Source organism: Shewanella sp. 1180_01 (assembly GCF_052850535.1).
The window spans coordinates 17824-34382 of record NZ_VXCT01000007.1 but is presented as its reverse complement, the minus strand read 5'-3'; the positions used below and the strand labels follow the sequence as shown (position 1 = coordinate 34382).

The 16559-nt window shown below is 49.6% G+C and carries 17 protein-coding genes; all 17 read right to left on the bottom strand.

The annotated features are described in order from the left end of the window. The 17 genes from FW758_RS06065 to FW758_RS05985 all read right to left on the bottom strand — a co-directional run bounded on the left by FW758_RS06065 (position 1) and on the right by FW758_RS05985 (position 16388). Positions 1-798: an outer membrane lipoprotein carrier protein LolA gene (locus FW758_RS06065; protein WP_446444914.1), complete on the bottom strand. Its 798-nt coding sequence runs from the start codon at positions 796-798 to the stop codon at positions 1-3. Further along, positions 798-1229 carry an acyl-CoA thioesterase gene (locus FW758_RS06060; protein ID WP_063884990.1) on the bottom strand — a complete coding sequence of 144 codons (432 nt, stop codon included), beginning with the start codon at positions 1227-1229 and terminating at the stop codon, positions 798-800. Before FW758_RS06060 ends, FW758_RS06065 begins: the two co-directional genes overlap by 1 nt. Beyond that, positions 1226-2800 (bottom strand): HAL/PAL/TAL family ammonia-lyase, encoded by a 1575-nt coding sequence (locus FW758_RS06055; RefSeq protein ID WP_446444913.1) that lies wholly within the window; start codon positions 2798-2800, stop codon positions 1226-1228. Before FW758_RS06055 ends, FW758_RS06060 begins: the two co-directional genes overlap by 4 nt. After that, on the bottom strand, positions 2797-4656 hold the full coding sequence (locus tag FW758_RS06050; protein WP_446444912.1) for a glycosyltransferase family 2 protein: 1860 nt from the start codon (positions 4654-4656) through the stop codon (positions 2797-2799). Before FW758_RS06050 ends, FW758_RS06055 begins: the two co-directional genes overlap by 4 nt. Continuing rightward, entirely contained in the window at positions 4650-5054 is a 405-nt protein-coding gene (locus FW758_RS06045; RefSeq protein ID WP_446444911.1) for an ApeI family dehydratase, read from the bottom strand. The genes FW758_RS06050 and FW758_RS06045 overlap by 7 nt, the downstream gene beginning before the upstream one ends. Continuing rightward, on the bottom strand, positions 5047-6411 hold the full coding sequence (locus FW758_RS06040) for an AMP-binding protein (RefSeq protein WP_446444910.1): 1365 nt from the start codon (positions 6409-6411) through the stop codon (positions 5047-5049). Before FW758_RS06040 ends, FW758_RS06045 begins: the two co-directional genes overlap by 8 nt. Beyond that, positions 6408-6956: a hypothetical protein gene (locus FW758_RS06035; protein WP_446444909.1), complete on the bottom strand. Its 549-nt coding sequence runs from the start codon at positions 6954-6956 to the stop codon at positions 6408-6410. Before FW758_RS06035 ends, FW758_RS06040 begins: the two co-directional genes overlap by 4 nt. After that, positions 6956-7204: an acyl carrier protein gene (locus FW758_RS06030; RefSeq protein ID WP_006079822.1), complete on the bottom strand. Its 249-nt coding sequence runs from the start codon at positions 7202-7204 to the stop codon at positions 6956-6958. Before FW758_RS06030 ends, FW758_RS06035 begins: the two co-directional genes overlap by 1 nt. A 9-nt stretch (positions 7205-7213) precedes the next feature. Continuing rightward, positions 7214-7468, bottom strand: a complete 255-nt coding sequence (locus FW758_RS06025) for a phosphopantetheine-binding protein (RefSeq protein WP_006079824.1) — start codon at positions 7466-7468, stop codon at positions 7214-7216. Continuing rightward, a complete protein-coding gene (locus tag FW758_RS06020; protein ID WP_259578580.1) occupies positions 7452-8327 on the bottom strand; it encodes a lysophospholipid acyltransferase family protein in 876 nt (291 codons plus the stop codon). The genes FW758_RS06025 and FW758_RS06020 overlap by 17 nt, the downstream gene beginning before the upstream one ends. Next, positions 8320-9054, bottom strand: a complete 735-nt coding sequence (locus FW758_RS06015) for a beta-ketoacyl synthase chain length factor (protein WP_115335696.1) — start codon at positions 9052-9054, stop codon at positions 8320-8322. The genes FW758_RS06020 and FW758_RS06015 overlap by 8 nt, the downstream gene beginning before the upstream one ends. Before the next feature lie 355 nt (positions 9055-9409). Next, complete coding sequence (locus FW758_RS06010; RefSeq protein ID WP_115335695.1) at positions 9410-10306, bottom strand: DUF3014 domain-containing protein; 897 nt, start codon at positions 10304-10306, stop codon at positions 9410-9412. Between the two features lie 198 nt (positions 10307-10504). Then, positions 10505-12580, bottom strand: a complete 2076-nt coding sequence (gene recG, locus FW758_RS06005; protein ID WP_446444908.1) for an ATP-dependent DNA helicase RecG — start codon at positions 12578-12580, stop codon at positions 10505-10507. 184 nt (positions 12581-12764) lie between these two features. Next, positions 12765-13361 (bottom strand): response regulator transcription factor, encoded by a 597-nt coding sequence (locus FW758_RS06000; protein ID WP_011845584.1) that lies wholly within the window; start codon positions 13359-13361, stop codon positions 12765-12767. Continuing rightward, entirely contained in the window at positions 13361-14440 is a 1080-nt protein-coding gene (locus FW758_RS05995; protein WP_259574438.1) for a sensor histidine kinase, read from the bottom strand. Before FW758_RS05995 ends, FW758_RS06000 begins: the two co-directional genes overlap by 1 nt. A gap of 84 nt (positions 14441-14524) precedes the next feature. Then, a complete protein-coding gene (locus FW758_RS05990) occupies positions 14525-15229 on the bottom strand; it encodes a hypothetical protein (protein WP_446444907.1) in 705 nt (234 codons plus the stop codon). 214 nt (positions 15230-15443) lie between these two features. Further along, the gene (locus tag FW758_RS05985) at positions 15444-16388 is read right to left on the bottom strand and encodes a calcium/sodium antiporter (RefSeq protein ID WP_259587668.1); all 945 of its coding nucleotides are present in this window, start codon (positions 16386-16388) and stop codon (positions 15444-15446) included. Positions 16389-16559: the final 171 nt, after the last annotated feature.

Below are 16559 nucleotides of genomic sequence, written 5' to 3'. Positions count from 1 at the left end.
CTAAGGTTTGCCCGCCTCGAGCTCCAACGCATACTGCGCTAATTCGGTTTCGCTGAGTGTGCCTTGGGAAAGCGCACTAAAGTCGATGCGGGTCATATCCTGTGGGCTCACATTCGGCGCGGCGCTCAGCAGCACTAAGGATTGCAACACATCGCTACCTTCTAACACCATATTGGCGATAGCTTTTTTCATTAAGGGATCTTTGGGCGTTAGGCCTAATTGCCATTGGCTGTCTGGGCTCAAGCTTTCTGGGCTTAACTTTTCTGTGTTTAACTTGTCTGTAATGAGAAAGTGCAGTTCGAAGTTTTCGCTTAAACCGGAAATATTCCCGCCCAGCATAGCGCGCACTAGGCTGGGTAATAAATCGCCCATAACGGCAGCGTTTGCCGAGGCATCGGCCTTGCTGATCTGCACTCGACCTTGGCTATCACGCTGAATCAGTTGCTTATCCTTTAAAATCAGTAGGGATTCGAAGGGTTTTATCTGTTGCCAGATCAGCCCTTGGGTTTGATCGAAGATAAACTGACCTTGGCTGATTAACGGCTTTTTGAGCACCTTTAACTGCCGAGATTGCACAAAGTGACCTCGCACCGTTTCGCCCAAGTTAAGTTTTTGGCTTAAGGCCACAAGCTGCGCGGTGTCTGCACTTTGGCTAAAGAGCGCTTGATAAACGCCGGGCTCAGCATGCTTGTCACTTAAGGTTTCAGCTTTGAGTGGCTGGCTTATCAAAGCAAAAGCTAAGCAAAGAAATAATGCACACTTTGTCAGCACAAGATTCTTCGCCAGAACTGAGTTCATTAGTCTTCCACCTTAGCGAGCAGGGTGGCGATTTTGTCACGGAACACATCTGGGGTAACAAAGCACAATTCTTGGGTGCTCATATCGACCGCCGCTTGAATGGTATAACCCTTAGTGATGCGCGCACCGGTTTCGACATCGCGAATTTGATAATTGATCTTTAAGCGGTTTTCCCACTCAACTAACTCGGCGCGCACTGTGATTTTTTGCTCGAAGGTGCTGGCTTTGACGTACTTAATCTGCAAATCGATAATCGGCCACGCATAGTTGGATGCTTGCATTTGGCGGTAGTTGTAGCCCAGTTCGTCGAGCAGTTTACAGCGGGCTATTTCGAAATAACGCAGGTAATTGCCATGCCAAGTAATCCCCATAGAATCCACATCGTGGAAGGGAATTTGCATTTCCATATCGATAGTGAGCAATGATTTCATCGACACACTTCCCATTCGCCCGCTTGGATTTTAGCTATGGTTTGGCGCAGCACGGCTTCGAGCGGTCTATCTTCAATTAAGGTTTCAAAATCGGCGCGCACTTGAGCGAGGGTTTTCGCCAATGAGGGTGTGAGCGAGGCTTCGTTCAGCTCATTCTGTGCGATACGCAGGCCAATACCTTGAGTCACGGCAAGTAATGCAGCCGCTGCGACTTGTTCGGTCAATTGCAGCACGCGCATACAGTCGCGGGCGGCGATAGTACCCATGCTCACCTTGTCTTGGTTATGGCATTCGGTCGAGCGTGAGAACACGCTGGCCGGCATAGTGTGTTTGAGCGCTTCTGCCGTCCAAGCCGACACGCCAATTTGTACCGCTTTAAAACCATGATTAATCGCGCGGCGTGGACCGGTTGAGCCGGATAGGTTCGCAGGTAAGCCATTGTTAAACTTAGGGTCCATCACTAGCGCCATTTGGCGGTCGATAAGATCGGCTAAGTTGGCCACAGTATTTTTCAGTGAATCCATCGCAAAGGCGATATGACCGCCGTAGAAATGACCACCGTGGAGAATATGCTCGCCTTCGCCGTCGACAATCGGGTTGTCGTTGGCGCTGTTGACTTCGGTTTCGATAAACTGACGCATAAACGGCAGGGCATCCTGCAACACGCCGATAATGTGCGGTGCGCAGCGGATGGAATATCTGTCCTGTAGACGATCAGAATTACGTGGATGTTCGTGGTGATTCAAATCTTCACGGATCCAAGTGGCGATTTGGTTTTGCCCTGGATGCGGTTTGGCGGCAAATAAGATTTCATCAAAATGGTTCGAGTTGCCTTTTAGCGTTAACGAGGCCATGGCGGTAATGCGACTACTCAATCGAGCAAGATATTGAGCACGATCAAAGGCTAAGCAGGCTAAAGCTGTCATCACAGCCGTGCCGTTCATCAGGGCTAAGCCTTCTTTTGGACGCAGTACGTGCGGAGTGATGTTGAGCTTAGCGTACACATCTTGAGTCGCTTGGCGCTCACCTTGGTAAATCACTTCGCGCTCACCGACTAACACGGCGGCTAAATACGACAACGGCGTTAAATCCCCGCTGGCGCCGACCGAACCTTCCTCTGGGATCACTGGCACTATGTTGAGATTCAGCAAGGTTTCGATGCGCTTTAATAGCTCATAGGTCACGCCAGATTTGCCAATGGCTAAGGAGTTTAAACGGCAAGCCATCACAGCTCGGGCCTGCATTATGCTTAAGGTCTCGCCTAGACCGCAGCCGTGGAAGCGGGTTAAATGCAGTGGTAATTCGTGGACCAGATCTAAGCTCACATTGACTGTGCAAGAGTCGCCATAACCAGTGGTTACGCCATAGACCACGCCTTCTTCGTGCAGCAGGCTATCGATAAAACGCGCACCTTTTTGGATATATTCTTGATAATCCGCATCGTCACAGAGCTTGACTGGCGAGCCTTTGGCGACGGCAACCACTTGTTCTAAGGTGAGAAATTGACGGCCGAACTCAACAGTCTGTAGGTCTGATTGACTCTCGGAGTCGGCTGCTTTGGTGTGGCTCATGAATGCTGTGTCCTGTCTGTCTTATGATCCTGCTCTGGGAGCGGCGATGATGCTGAAGTTGTCGGTAACGGATTAGGCTGTACTAAATGCGATGGGGTGCGTTGTAGCTCGCTGTCTTTGCGCCAAAAATCGAAGAAGTTAAACCATTGCAAAGGCTCGCGTCTGGCAAAGTATTCTAAACGTTCGCTGTAGCGGTTCACGGCCTGCTGTAATCTGTCCATTCTGCCCGCTCTTGGGCCTTTCAGTGTTTCGGCGAAGCGTTCTAAATGCACCCGATAACGCCCTTGTTCCCGCAGGCAAAACATTAAAAACACTGGGCAATCGAGTAAGCCCGCCAAAATAAACGGCCCTTGTGGAAACGCGGCATCTTGGCCCATAAAGGGCGCGTACATGACGCGGCCTTGGGTATTGGATGAGGTTCTATCGCCCGCGATCACCACTAGTTCACCGTCTTCTATCTTTTGCTGCAACAGCATAGACGTTGCAGGGTTCAGCTCAGTCACTTGAATAAGATTGAGCGTGCTATCTGGGTTTAACTGTTTGAGTACTTTATTAAAGTTTTCCGCATGGCTAGTTAGCACCATGACGTTGACTTTGACTTTGCGCTGGTGGATGGAAATGGCGCGGCAGAGTTCTAAATTTCCAAGGTGCGACACTAATAACACCGCGCCTTTGCCGCTTTCGAGTTGACCCGCCAGCACTTGGCGATCGGGGAAATCCACTTGGCTTAATTGAATACGATCGCACCAGGCATCGATTCTATCGAGTGCGGCATTGCCAAAGGCTAAAAAGTGATTCAGGCTATCACGCCAGCCTACGGGCCGATTGAGCTTAGGGTGTTGCGGCTCAAGTTTTTGCACGCGGCGCAGAAAATCTAACGAGGCTTCGCGGGTGACTTTGCCTGTGAGGAAAAAATAGCAAATCACTGGATACATAATGGCACGGCACAACCAATGGCCGCCAAAGCGATAGCTCTCGGCTAACAGTTTGATGCCCCAGTAACTGCCGCGCTCCTTCATGCCAGACCAATGGGGGGGCGCAGTTGTTTGCGGCTTCGATGAGGTCTCTGAAATATAGGCTTGCTGCTGCGATTGTTTGCGTTTCAGCAGCCAGGGGAGGCGTTTGAGCATGCCGAAAAATAACTTAGTGTGCAGCTTTGTGATGCGCACATTATCGGCCACACCTTGAAAGTGACTGACGCCGCCTTCGGGATAAATCACCTTAGTCGGTTGGAATAAAATCTCCACCCCTTGCCAGTAGAGTTTGACTAGGATTTCGATATCAAAATCCATTCGCTCGGTTAAGGCTTGCTGGCAGAGTAATCGTTCGGTGGCGGCCAGCGGATAAACGCGAAAGCCACACATAGAATCTTGAATATCAAAGCTTAAGGTTTCGACCCATACCCAAAAATGGGTCAAGTAGCGTCCATAAAGCCTGCCCTTAGGCACGGATTCATCGTACTCAGGTTTGCCCGAAATCAGCGCATCGGGTTTAGCCTGTGCCCTTGCTACCATAGCCGGAATATCGGCGAGATTATGTTGGCCATCGGCATCGACCTGCAGCGCATGACTAAAGCCATCGCGGTAGGCACGGCGCAGCCCCGTCATCACAGCGGCGCCTTTACCGCGATTGTAAGGATGCAGCAACAATGTCACCCAAGGATAGGTTTGGGCTAAGGATTGCAGCAGATAACGGGTTTCGTCATTACTGCCATCATCAATTAAATAACAGGGCAGATTAAATTGGGCGAGTTCGGCCAAGGTCTGGGCAATCGCGGCGCTGTGATTGTAATTGGGGATCACTAAGGCGAGCTTAATAGGCGCCGACTCAACAAGGTCGCTGGGTGGCGTTAGCACTGGCTCGCTCCGTTATTGTTGACATCGGAAGACTGATTGACCAATGGCGTGCTATCAAAGGCGATACGGCCTGAAGCATAACGGTTTTCACCATCGCAATAGGCGAAGGTCAGTTTTGCCTTAGCGGCATTATTGCTAATGCTTAAGGTGACTTCTTGGCCCGGCAGTATGAGTTGCTGAAACTTAAGCACTTCTAAGTTAGCGACCGCCTCTGAATAACCGAAATGTTGGCAGCCTAAACGCACCGCCCAATCTAATTGCGTCACGCCCGGCAACACGGCCTGTTCGGGGAAATGGCCGTTAAAATACTCAAGGTCGGCCGCTACTAGCAGACGTAACTCAATGTTGTCAATGCCGATATTGGAATGCAGGATCGGCGGTAAACTCGATTTAATCATGATCAAATAACTCGACTAACAGGGCAGTGACACGCTTACCCTGAGTGTTAAGCGGTAAAATATCGGGATAACGCCAGCGGCGTGGCAGGGTGACGCGCTCAAATTGGGTCAGTAAATGTGCTTTTAGGGCATTGTTAATACTGAGTTTGCCCTGTTCTTGCAGCACGTTTTTACCGAGTTCTGACAAGGTCACCACTGCGCCAAGTTGGGATTTAAACTCTGGCAGCACGACTAGTGCAGCTTGCTCAACGTAGGCGTGGCTGCACATGAGGGTTTCCATTTGCGCGAGCGACAGGCGTTTCTCTTCAATCTTAACGATGCGATCGAGTCGGCCTTTGAGTCTAAACTGGCCATTCTCGGTCGGTTCAATTTTATCTTCGCAGCGCAGCCATTCATCGTCGGCCAAATAGGGCGATTTTAGCAGCAGGGCGCCGTCGGTCGGATCTTGATCTATTGAGATGCGGTCAAACACTTGCCAAGGTTCATCGGCCTCATGCTGACGGCGATAGGCGATGCCGCCAGTTTCTGTGCTACCAAAAATTTCGATGGGCAGGTGACCATAGCACTGGTTGACGCCTTTGGCCGCGGTAAAACTTAATGGCCCGCCAGAGCTAAATACTAAGCTCGGTGAGCGCAGTTGCCGCTCGTGCTCTAGCGCTTTAGGCAGGCGCGATAACTGGGCTGGGCTACTGATCAAGCACAGGTTTGGCAGCAAGGCAGTGTAATAACTTAGGGTTTCTGGGTATTCAATCTGCTCGCTTAAAAACGGTCGACTGGCGGCGAGCGGCCACAAAATCTTGAATAACAGACCGTAAATATGCTGGTGGGAAACCGTGGATACCACGCTGCAATGGGGCAAATGCTCGGCAAAAGTATGTTCGAGCACAGACACTTCGACATCTAACTGTTCGAGTGTTTTACGGATCGCCTTAGGTTCGCCGATGCTGCCAGAGGTAAAGAGCACTAACTCGCCGATAGCCTCGCTCGCGGGCCAAGGTTTGTTGGGTAGACTCAGTTCTTTTTTCAGCAACACAAAAGCTTGGCATTCGCACAAAGGCTTGTCTGACAAGATGCCATCAAACTGGTGCGTTAACTCGCTCAAGGTGCCGGTTTGGGTGTTGGGAGGCAGGATAATTTCCTTGCCCGCTAGCAGCGCGGCACATAATCCGACGGCAAACAGATCGCTGGTATCACTCGCGAGCAGCCATTTTTTCTCGGGCGCGGCGAGCAGTTGCTCGTAAAAATACGCCACCTGATTGGTAAATAATGCACCTGTGACTATGTCGTGGTGATTAAAGCTGATCAGTTGTTGGGCAAAGGGCCCTTGGGTTAACCAGTTTTTGAGTAGCTGTGTCATGTTTTCTTCAACCAAAAGCTGCGATATAACCACTCCCCACTGAGGAGCAGTCCCATGAGTACGTATGCAATCAAACCGTTATACAAGGTCCAGGTTGCTAAGCTAGTAAAGCCAGCGGTATAAGCCGCCATCGAGCCATTTAAGATAAATAAGCCGCACCAAAGTAGGGTGACTTTTTTAAGATACGGAATGGCTTCATCCGGTAAATCGGGTTCTTTCAAGCGGGCTAAACGCTCTATCATGCATGGGCCAGTGTGCAGTGAATAACTAAACAGAGCTAGCATAGTCAGATTTATTACCACTGGGTAATACAAAAGCCAGTCGCTGCGCTTGGCAAGATAACTGCCTGCCGTAAGCGCAATCCCCACCAACAGGGGCAATACTAGCGTCTTAACCTTTTGCTTTTGTAGCATTAACCGCACAATTAGCAATACACACAGCACGAGCGCTATGGTGCCAGCAGGCAAATAATTCAGCCCGAAATACACGGCAACCGGATAGGCCAGCAATGTGAGAGCGGTTAAGACTTGTAGCAAGGCGCGCATTAGTCTTTAACTAAACCTTCGATGGCATTAACCACATCGTTGACTGTGCGAACGGATTTAAATTCATCGGGTTGGATCTTTTTACCCGTCAGTTGCTGCAGCTTGATCACTAAGTCGACGGCATCAATACTGTCGAGATCGAGCTCTTCATACAGGTTGGCCTCAGGCGTAATCGCTTCGGCCTCAATTTCGAATTCGTCCACTAAAATAGTGGTCAGCATAGCGAGGATTTGTTCACGATTTTGCATATTCCTCTCCTATGGACGCTGTGATTCGATAAAGCTAGCTAAGCTGGCAACACTGTGGAAATGGGCCTTAGTGGCATCCGAATTAGCTTCGATTTTGACATCAAATTTTTTCTTGATGGCTAAGCCGAGTTCGAGGGCGTCGATTGAATCTAAGCCTAGACCTTCGCCAAAGAGCGGCGCATCGGTTTCAATATCATCAATACTGACGTCTTCAAGATCGAGACAGTCGATGATTAACTGCTTTATTTCATTGTTTAAGTTCATAATTATTTTCGAGTTGTTGTTTATAGTAGTGTTCAAGATCCCGCGTCAGCTGCCGGGCCATTTTTGCATGCTCACCTAAAGCCGCTTGGTACTTCTGGTAAGAAACTGTTGCGCCGATTTCAACGGCCATCCCCATGGTTTGCCTTGGGATCTCATACCAAGGTTGCTCCTTTGTCAAACCACGGACATTGGTACGCAGCACCACAGGTAAAATATCGGCTTCGGCTCTTAAGGCAATGTTGGCTGCGCCGCGGGCAAAGTCGTTAATGGTCGCGCCGACAACCGTGCGTGTGCCCTCGGGGAAGATAATTAAATTGGTGCCTCTCGCGAGCACTTCGCGGCAATCCTCTAGCATAAGTTCGGCGCCGCGATTGGGAATATAACCCGCGCAGGACACCACACCACGCAAAAACGGATTACGCCATAAACCTTGTTTGACTATGCAGCCCGCATTGGGCATGAGGCTTATCAACACGACCACATCCACTAAACTGGGATGATTGGCGATCACGATAACGCCTCTGGCGTCATGCAGTTGTTGTGCTCTATGGGTACTAACGTGGATCACGCCCGCCCAAGTGAGCATGGCGACAAAACCTTTGAACATCAAATGTACGGCCTTTTGGACTCGAATAATCCGCGCCTCGGGTGTACCAGGCCAGAAACGTAGCAAAGGTAAAATGGTCAAGGAGCTTAACAAGCCGCCTAAGCCAAAGGCGATATAACAACTCACGCCGCCTAGCCAACGTGACACATAATTCAGCCCTGCGCGGCGAGTTTCCGGCGGGCTATAAGCGGCATTGTGCATTGAATCTTCATAACCCTTGGTGGCGTCATGGCTGTGGGCAGTATTAAACATGCTCTAGCTTCCAATGCCATTGGGATAAGCAGCCTGAAATATTTTGCGCTGTCGCGAGTGCGTGGAGCAAGGCGCCATAGGTCAAAGGATTTAATGCTGTCGACTCTGAGATGCGGCTCACTGTGAGCTTGACCGAAGCGGGCGCATCGAAGGGCGCGAGCTGTAGACCTAGGGCCAAAGGCAATTCAAATTCTTGGGTAAACTCGTCGTACACAGGTGGCACAGGATCATCACCGAAGACTAACAGCAAGGGCTCTGGCGACTGGTGTAACTGGGCGAAGGCTTCAACCATAGCTTGTGATAGGGTTTCGGTACCTGCGGCAACTGAGGTCGACGGCGCGGTATTGGCCGCCACTATGCCAAAAATGCCGCTGGCGGTGTTGTGCACCGACTGACTAAACCCTAAGGGCGATAAGGGCTGTTTGGCGATAATGTCTTCGAGCAGTCCGATAGTGCGCTGCAACTCACCGTGGCGCGAGGCAAAAATAGAGCGGCAGTTTGCCGGCATATCGCACTGAAAGCTCACCTCTAGCATCATCTTAGTTAAGCGACTAAAGCGGCGGCGTTGCATGGCGGGAACGTGTTTGAGTGCGGGAGCTATGGTATCAGACTGTAGTGTGTCGAGATTTAATTCAGCCGAATTTTTGCACCAAGTTTGCCAACTTTGCGGGTGCTGATATTGGGGGGCCCAAGCGCCCCAAGAGAGAATGCTGAATGTTAGTTGCACTACTTTGCCTCGACACTAAATTTAAGCTGTCTTAGTTATCCCTAACTAAGTTAGAACATTGATGGATTGTCATACCATAGTGAGGTGTAAACGCGTTTGATGAATGACGATGACGCTAGGAATGCCCTCTACAGCGGGGCCATTCTACACCATGCCCCGCGTTTTTATGAAGCCATTTGCATTATGTGGGTTAACGTAATGGGATCAAGTGCTGTAATTTTCAGCGGTTAGATCGAATTTCTGTAACAAATATCGCAATAGCAGTCTCATTCGATAGGCTTTTTTATCCAAGCGATTTGCGCTCAAAATGAAAAAAGGCGCACTGAGCGCCTTTTGTCTTAACCACGGCAAGGTTTTACTGCGCCAGTTGGTTCTCGAGTTTGCGTAGAGCGACTTTTAGCTTGCGGGTATTTTCTGGACCCATACGGATCAGCAGTTTTTGCGCGCTAGGTAGTGCCTCTAAGTTAGGGTCAACAAATTGATAGTTAACGCTAATAGAGCTCAGCTCAATCGGATCTTCAATGATAGGCGCCGCGAGCAGTATTTTAATCGCTTGCAGCATTCTGTCGTTGAATTTAGCGTTGCTGTAGCCGAGTTCGGTAAAGGCTTCCTCTAGCATAGGCGTCATTTGCTTATAGGTGACCATTAACGTCTGTTCGTCCATTTTGGCAATCGAGTCAACATAGGCATCGTATCTGTGGAAACCCTCAGGATTTAAATACACTTTGTTGGTGATTTCAGAAACCGAGAAATGCTTCTCTGGGCCTTTGAGTGGACTCACTTTACGGGTCAATTCGCCCTGAGCTAAGTTATCGACAAACACCACAAATTGGCGCGCGAGATCTTGCTGCACTAATGCAGAACCCAGCACATTGTTATCGATAATGGCGAGGGCTTTTTGTTGTACGAATGCATCACTTTCAGCCAGCGCGGGTACAGGTTCAGCAATAACTTCCGGCTCAGTTACCGCAGGGGTTTCTGTGCTGTTGGTGTTTGTTTCTGTAACAGCAGGCGTCGTCTCAGTGGTTTCTGGCTCTGGCGCACTTTCGAGCGTCATTGGCTTAGATGGCGGTGTTTCAGGCAATACAATTGGCGCGTTAGGGATGAGTTTAGGTGAATCTGAGTCACCGCTGTAGTAATAATATCCTCCGGCAGAAAGTAGCACGACGAGCACTATCGCAAAAAGCGCAAAGCGATTACTGCTAGAAGAAGTCTCTTGAGGTGTTATTCTATCATCTTGATTAACTTGCATTTTACATCCTTCGCTTGAGTGTCAAGGTAACTTGGTGAATACATGCAGCTAACATTAAAGTGCAAGAGCGGACTATTGGAATACCGCTGGTTCATTTTGCAAGTTTCCATGCGCTTGTCTATAGCGCTTAGCTGAACATAAACAATTTATTTTGAGTATCGAGGCAGATGTCACTCCTCGGCCTTTACCCTTTACTGCCTAAGCCTGCACATAGTGCTGCTTGTGCCCGAGCCAACGTAAGATAATCGCATCGACTTTTTCGGGGGCCTGCGCCATCACATGATTTGCCAGTTTTTGAATATGCGGGATCAAAGCTTGATCGCGCACCAGATCGGCAATTTTCAGCTCGGCCAGTCCCGTTTGCTTAGTGCCAAGCACTTCACCTGGGCCACGAATTTCTAAATCTTTCTGCGCTATGATGAAACCGTTATTACTTTGCCTGAGTACACTCAGTCTTTGGGTGGCGGTATGGCTCAGTGGCGCCTTGTAGAGTAACACACAATGGCTTGCGATGGCGCCTCGACCGACTCGTCCGCGCAGTTGGTGTAGTTGTGCCAAACCTAAACGTTCAGGGTTTTCAATGATCATCAGGCTGGAATTAGGCACATCAACGCCTACTTCAATCACGGTTGTCGCCACCAGTAAATGAATTATGCCCGCCTTAAAATCGGCCATAATTTGCTGTTTTTCGGCACTCTTCAATCTGCCATGCACGAGACCGATATTGAGCTCGGGCAGGGCGAGACGCAGTTCTTCGGCGGTGTCTTCGGCGGCTTGGCATTCGAGCACTTCGGATTCTTCAATCAGAGTGCACACCCAATAGGCCTGACGTTTATCTGTGATGACGGCGTTACGCACCCGTTCAAGCACTTCGTTGCGGCGAGAATCGGCAATCGCCACTGTGGTCACAGGTGTCCGTCCCGGCGGCAGTTCATCTATAATGGATGTGTCGAGATCCGCATAGGCTGTCATCGCTAGCGTGCGCGGGATCGGCGTTGCCGTCATGATCAATTGATGCGGGTGGAAACCTTGGCTCACGCCTTTTTCCCGCAGACCTAAGCGTTGGTGTACGCCGAATCTGTGCTGCTCATCTATGATAATTAACGCAAGTTTGTTAAAGACCACATGCTGTTGGAAGATGGCATGGGTACCAATCACCATCTGGGCGGCGCCGGATTCAATATCCGCAAGGGATTGCGCTCTGACCTTACCTTTGAGTTTACCCGCCAGCCAACCGACCTTAAGTCCGAGTGGCTCAAACCAAGCGGCAAAGTTAGTTGCATGTTGCTCGGCCAATAGCTCGGTCGGTGCCATCATGGCAACTTGATAGCCGTTTTCAATCGCTTGAAGAGCTGCCATCGCCGCGACTAAGGTTTTACCTGAACCTACATCCCCTTGCACTAAGCGCATCATAGGGTGCGGTTGTTCTAAATCTTTGCCTATATCGGCCACCACTCTTTGCTGGGCGCCTGTGGGCTTAAAAGGCAAAGCGGCAAGGAAGGGATTGAGCAACTGCCCCGTGGCCTGCATGGTGACGGCAGCGTCTAAATTACTGCGCTGTCTTAGGCGTAACATGCTGAGATTATGGGCGAGTAATTCTTCCTGCACGAGTCGCTGCTGGGCTGGGTGTTGGCCTAACTCTAAATCAAACTGTGAGATCCCCGCAGGAGGTCGATGCAGCGTTTGCAACGCTTGTTTAAGGCTGATTTTGTTTGGTTGCAACTGCGGTGGCAGCAGCTCAGTTAAGCCGCCATCTTCCAGTAATACCAAAGCTTGCTCGGTCAGCTTGAGCCAACTTGCCTGTTTTAATCCCTCAGTTGTGGGATAAATCGGCGTTAGGGTATCACTCAGATGAACATCTTCACCGGGATACACGACTTTATATTCTGGATGCACTATCTCAGCTTGATGGCCGCCACGGCGCACTTCACCGTAGGCGCGGATCATCAAACCGTTTTGCATGGCATTACGCTGGGCGATAGAGAAGTTAAAAAAGCGCAGGCTCAAGCTGCCCGTATCGTCGCGCACATTGCAGACCAGCATACGCTTGCGGCCTTGAATGATTTGCGTCGATTGGATTTCAGCTTCTATGGTGCCGTAACTGCCGGGCATGAGGGCGGCAATCGGATAGATTTGGGTTCTGTCTTCGTAGCGCAGGGGTAAGTGAAACAGCAGATCTTGTACTGTTGTGATGCCGAGCTTTGCGAGTTTCTCCGCGACCTTTTTGGCGACGCCTTTGAGGTCGGTGATCGGAACAAGATCCAATTGCTGCAAGTCGTTAGCACTCAATCACTGTGAATTTATACATATATTAACAGAGAATAAGCGTAAGGCAATCTCAAGCAGAATGAGGGACTTATTTGCCAGCATAACTAACGTCAGTTTGCGGTCCTTAGGTTTCGGCTAAGGCCGCAGAAATTGTCGATATGAACGAAAGAGTGGTTAACCGTGAGCGTGTTTATAGCCAGCCCTTTTGTTTGGCGATGCGTGCTGCGTCGATTCGGTTGCTGGCATTGAGTTTAGCTATGGCTTCGGAGAGGTAGTTACGCACTGTGCCTTCGGCGATAAAAAGGGTTTCGGCGATGTCGGCGGTGGATTTGCCTTCACTGGCGAGGCGTAGGGCGCGGCGCTCTTTATCGTTGAGTGGGTCAACGTCACCAATTGCCATCATGGCAAGTTCAGGATCGATAACCCGTTTACCCGCCATAACTTGTTGAATCGCGTTGACTAAGGTTTCTGAGGGCGCATCTTTTAGTAGAAAACCGCCGACTCCAGCTTCGATAGCACGTTTGATATAGCCCGCGCGGCCGAAGGTGGTGATGACCACTACCTTAGTTTGACTATGTTGATCCTTTAACCAAGCTGCCAGCTCAAGGCCTGTGCGGCCGGGCATTTCGATGTCGGTTAGCAAGAGATCAAAGCTTTGCTGTTTGAGTAGGCTTAGGGCCTCGTCGCCGTCACTCGCTTGGGTGATATTAAATCCTCCCGCAAGCGTGAGGAGTGCGGCAAGCGCGCCTCGCACCATGGCTTGGTCTTCCGCCAATAAAATCTTCATTAATCTGTTGCTCCCTGCAAAGGTAAACTGACGGTAAATGCATATCCCTGTTCGAGATTATAGCTCAAGCTGCCGCCTAAGCTGTCAAGACGTTCGCGTATCCCCGTGAGGCCATTGCCTTCAGCGATAGGTTTACTTGTGCCATTATCTTTGACCTCAACGACTAGCCTATCTGCTTGCTGAATAAAGTCGATAATACATTGGCTTGCGCCGCTATGGCGTAAAATATTATTCACTAGTTCAGTGACAATTAATCCCAGCTGGCTCTCCATTCTGGCGGGCAGTTTAGGGATATTGCCTGTCAGCTCGACACTGACTCCTTTTTCCCTCAATAGTTTACACAGTTGCGTCACGCTATCCGCGAGACCCTTATGTTTGTAGTCAGATACGGTGTGACGAATTTGGCTGAGGCTCTCACGGGCAATTTGGCCGAGTTCATTAAGCTGGATTGTGGCCAGTTGGTATTCTTGTTTTGCCAGCAGTTTTTCGGCCAGTTCTGCCTTAAGCGCAATCGAAGACAAGCTGTGGCCCATGATGTCGTGTAGATCGCGGGCAATGCGTTCTCGCTCAACCATAGCCGCTAAGGTACTAATTTCTTGGGTGCTTTGCTGTTCTTTCAATTTATGTTGATGACGCCTGCGTTCGGCTACGCCAAACATGCCTACACCGAGTACCAATCCTGAGCCGTAAAGCGGAAAGTAGTAACTGTTAAAGTCGTAAATCTCATTGAGGGCAAACAACAGGCCGATTAAGGCGGCAATAGCCAACAGACAGGTTCTGAGAGGATAAAAAAAGCCAATGAAAAAAGCGGCAAAGGTGAATAACGAGATAGATCCCGGGTTGATTGGCGTGATTGCTGTGGCGATGGCCACCATCATCAGAATGGGGCGATAGGCGCTATTCTGATTGCACTTATAGGCCCAAAAATAACTGGCAATAAAAGGAATGAGCACGGCAAAGCTAAGGGCGATTTTCCATGTTGGATACACATTGATGGCAAGTGGAATAAGATAAAACACTAAGTTTATCAAATACACCCAAGCCAGTTTTCGTTCGAGCTGAAGATGCGTGCTGAGCATAATGCCTCAATGAAACTGTGTTATTTATTCTGTTTAGGGATTGGCGCTGGGGTCAGCGCCATCAGTCCCTGTTAACAACTTGGTCTAGTTTGCACTTAATTGCTGATTTTGTTGAAGCAAAAATTTTGCCCAACCGTAATCTGCTTGCACTTTGATCGCCTGTTGCCAATCTTCACTCGCGCCTTGGCTATCGCCTAATTCCTGTTTAGCAAGCCCGCGCCACGTGTAAGCTTCGGCTTCCCCCCAACAAATATCGTCGCAAGGTTGGGCGAATCTTTCTATGGCCGTGGTGGCGAGCGTCTTAGCATTTTGCATGCTGCCGCCAAACATAGCAGGCGTGTTGTAGGCGGCGATCGCTTTAACCAACGCGACCCGTGGATTTTGGGGTTCTAACTGCTCGGCGTTGGCAATGGCTTTGGCTGATTTCATGCCGAGAGTTGCGCCTTTGCTATTGTCTAAGGCGATTTGCATGCCATAAACCGACGATAACAGCGCTAGGGATTCCGCGTCAGCTTGGCTGGTTTCTAAGGCTTCCAATGCGGTTTGCGCATTAGTCAGTGCACTGCTGGCGAGGACTTTTTGTCCCATGACATTGACGCTAATGGCTAAGCGATAGTTCGCATAGGCTTTATCGTAATCTTGGGTGCTGGCACTCAGTTGTTGCAGCTGCGCTAGGTTCATCGAGTTTGAGGCCGCATCTATGCTGGTGATATTGGCATTAGAGGGCGACGCTGCAAACGCGTGGCTGCTGATAAGCGCTAAGCTTGAGACGATTAATAATGTTTTCATGGTATTTCCTTATTGAGTAAGTTTCCCCGTGTTTGGGTACGGACTCATTATCAGAAATTCGACAGGAGAAATGCAGACACAAAGGTCATGGCTTTCGCATGACAAATGTCATCAGTTGGAGGGGGTTAAACTTGTCTTTTTTAAAAAGTGCGAAACCCAGATAGCAAAACACCGGAGAGGCTCCGGTGTTTTAGGTGGATATTACCGCTGAGTGTTATACCAAAGCTTGAGCGCTCGCTTGGTTAATCAGGTAACCCATGTAACCTAAATAGGTCAGTAGCAGCACAGAACCTTCGCGGCGGCCGATGCGTAATCCCGTCCATGCAAAAGGCAGAATCACTATGGCTAAAGCTAACATCACCATAAAGTCGAAGGGTTGGAAACCGAGTGATGATACAGGATGCACTATGGCGGTAACGCCTAAAATACCCAAAATATTGAATAGGTTAGAACCCACAACGTTACCGATAGCGATATCGCTTTGACCTTTTAGTGCCGCAATCACTGAGGTCACTAACTCTGGCATACTGGTACCAATCGCCACGATCGTTAAGCCGATAATGACTTCACTAACGCCGAAGGTTTTCGCTAAATCGACTGCGCCGTTTACAAACAGAATACCGCCGCCAACCAGCATGCTAATGCCGACTAGGATGAACAGGCCAGAAAGCAGTGGGTTATTGGGGCCCGCTTCAATCTCTTCGTCATTCTTGCTGTTTTTCGAGCTGATATAACTAAAGGTTAAATATCCAACCAGTAGTGAAAGCAAAACCACACCGTCAATCAGGCTGAGTTCGCCGTCTAACAAGAGTCCCCAGAACAGCATAGACGCCAAGATCATCAAAGGGATATCGCGCTTCACCACTTGGGATTGCACTTGGATAGGGCGGATTAGCGCCGTGATCGCTAAGATCAAACCTATGTTGGCAATGTTAGAGCCGATAACGTTACCTAAGGCGATACCACTGTTTCCGGCGAGGGCAGATTTGACACTCACGGCCAGTTCTGGTGCGCTAGTACCAAAGGCAACAATAGTTAAGCCTATGATAAGTGGCGTAATACCTAAGCGTAGGGCGATAGCACTCGCGCCACGCACTAGGGCTTCGGCGCCTAAGGTTAAAATAATAAAACCGCCAATAATCGAGAGTGTAATGAGCATCACGGGACTTTGTTAAACCTATATTGAATGAGAAAGTACAAGGGAATCATCCCTTAGCCGACTGGCGCACATGATACGTGGTTTTATCGAATTTTGACAGAATATGTCATAAAAAAGCACGCCGGGGCGTGCTTGATTTGTGTCGATAACCACATTGGGCATCACTCTGTT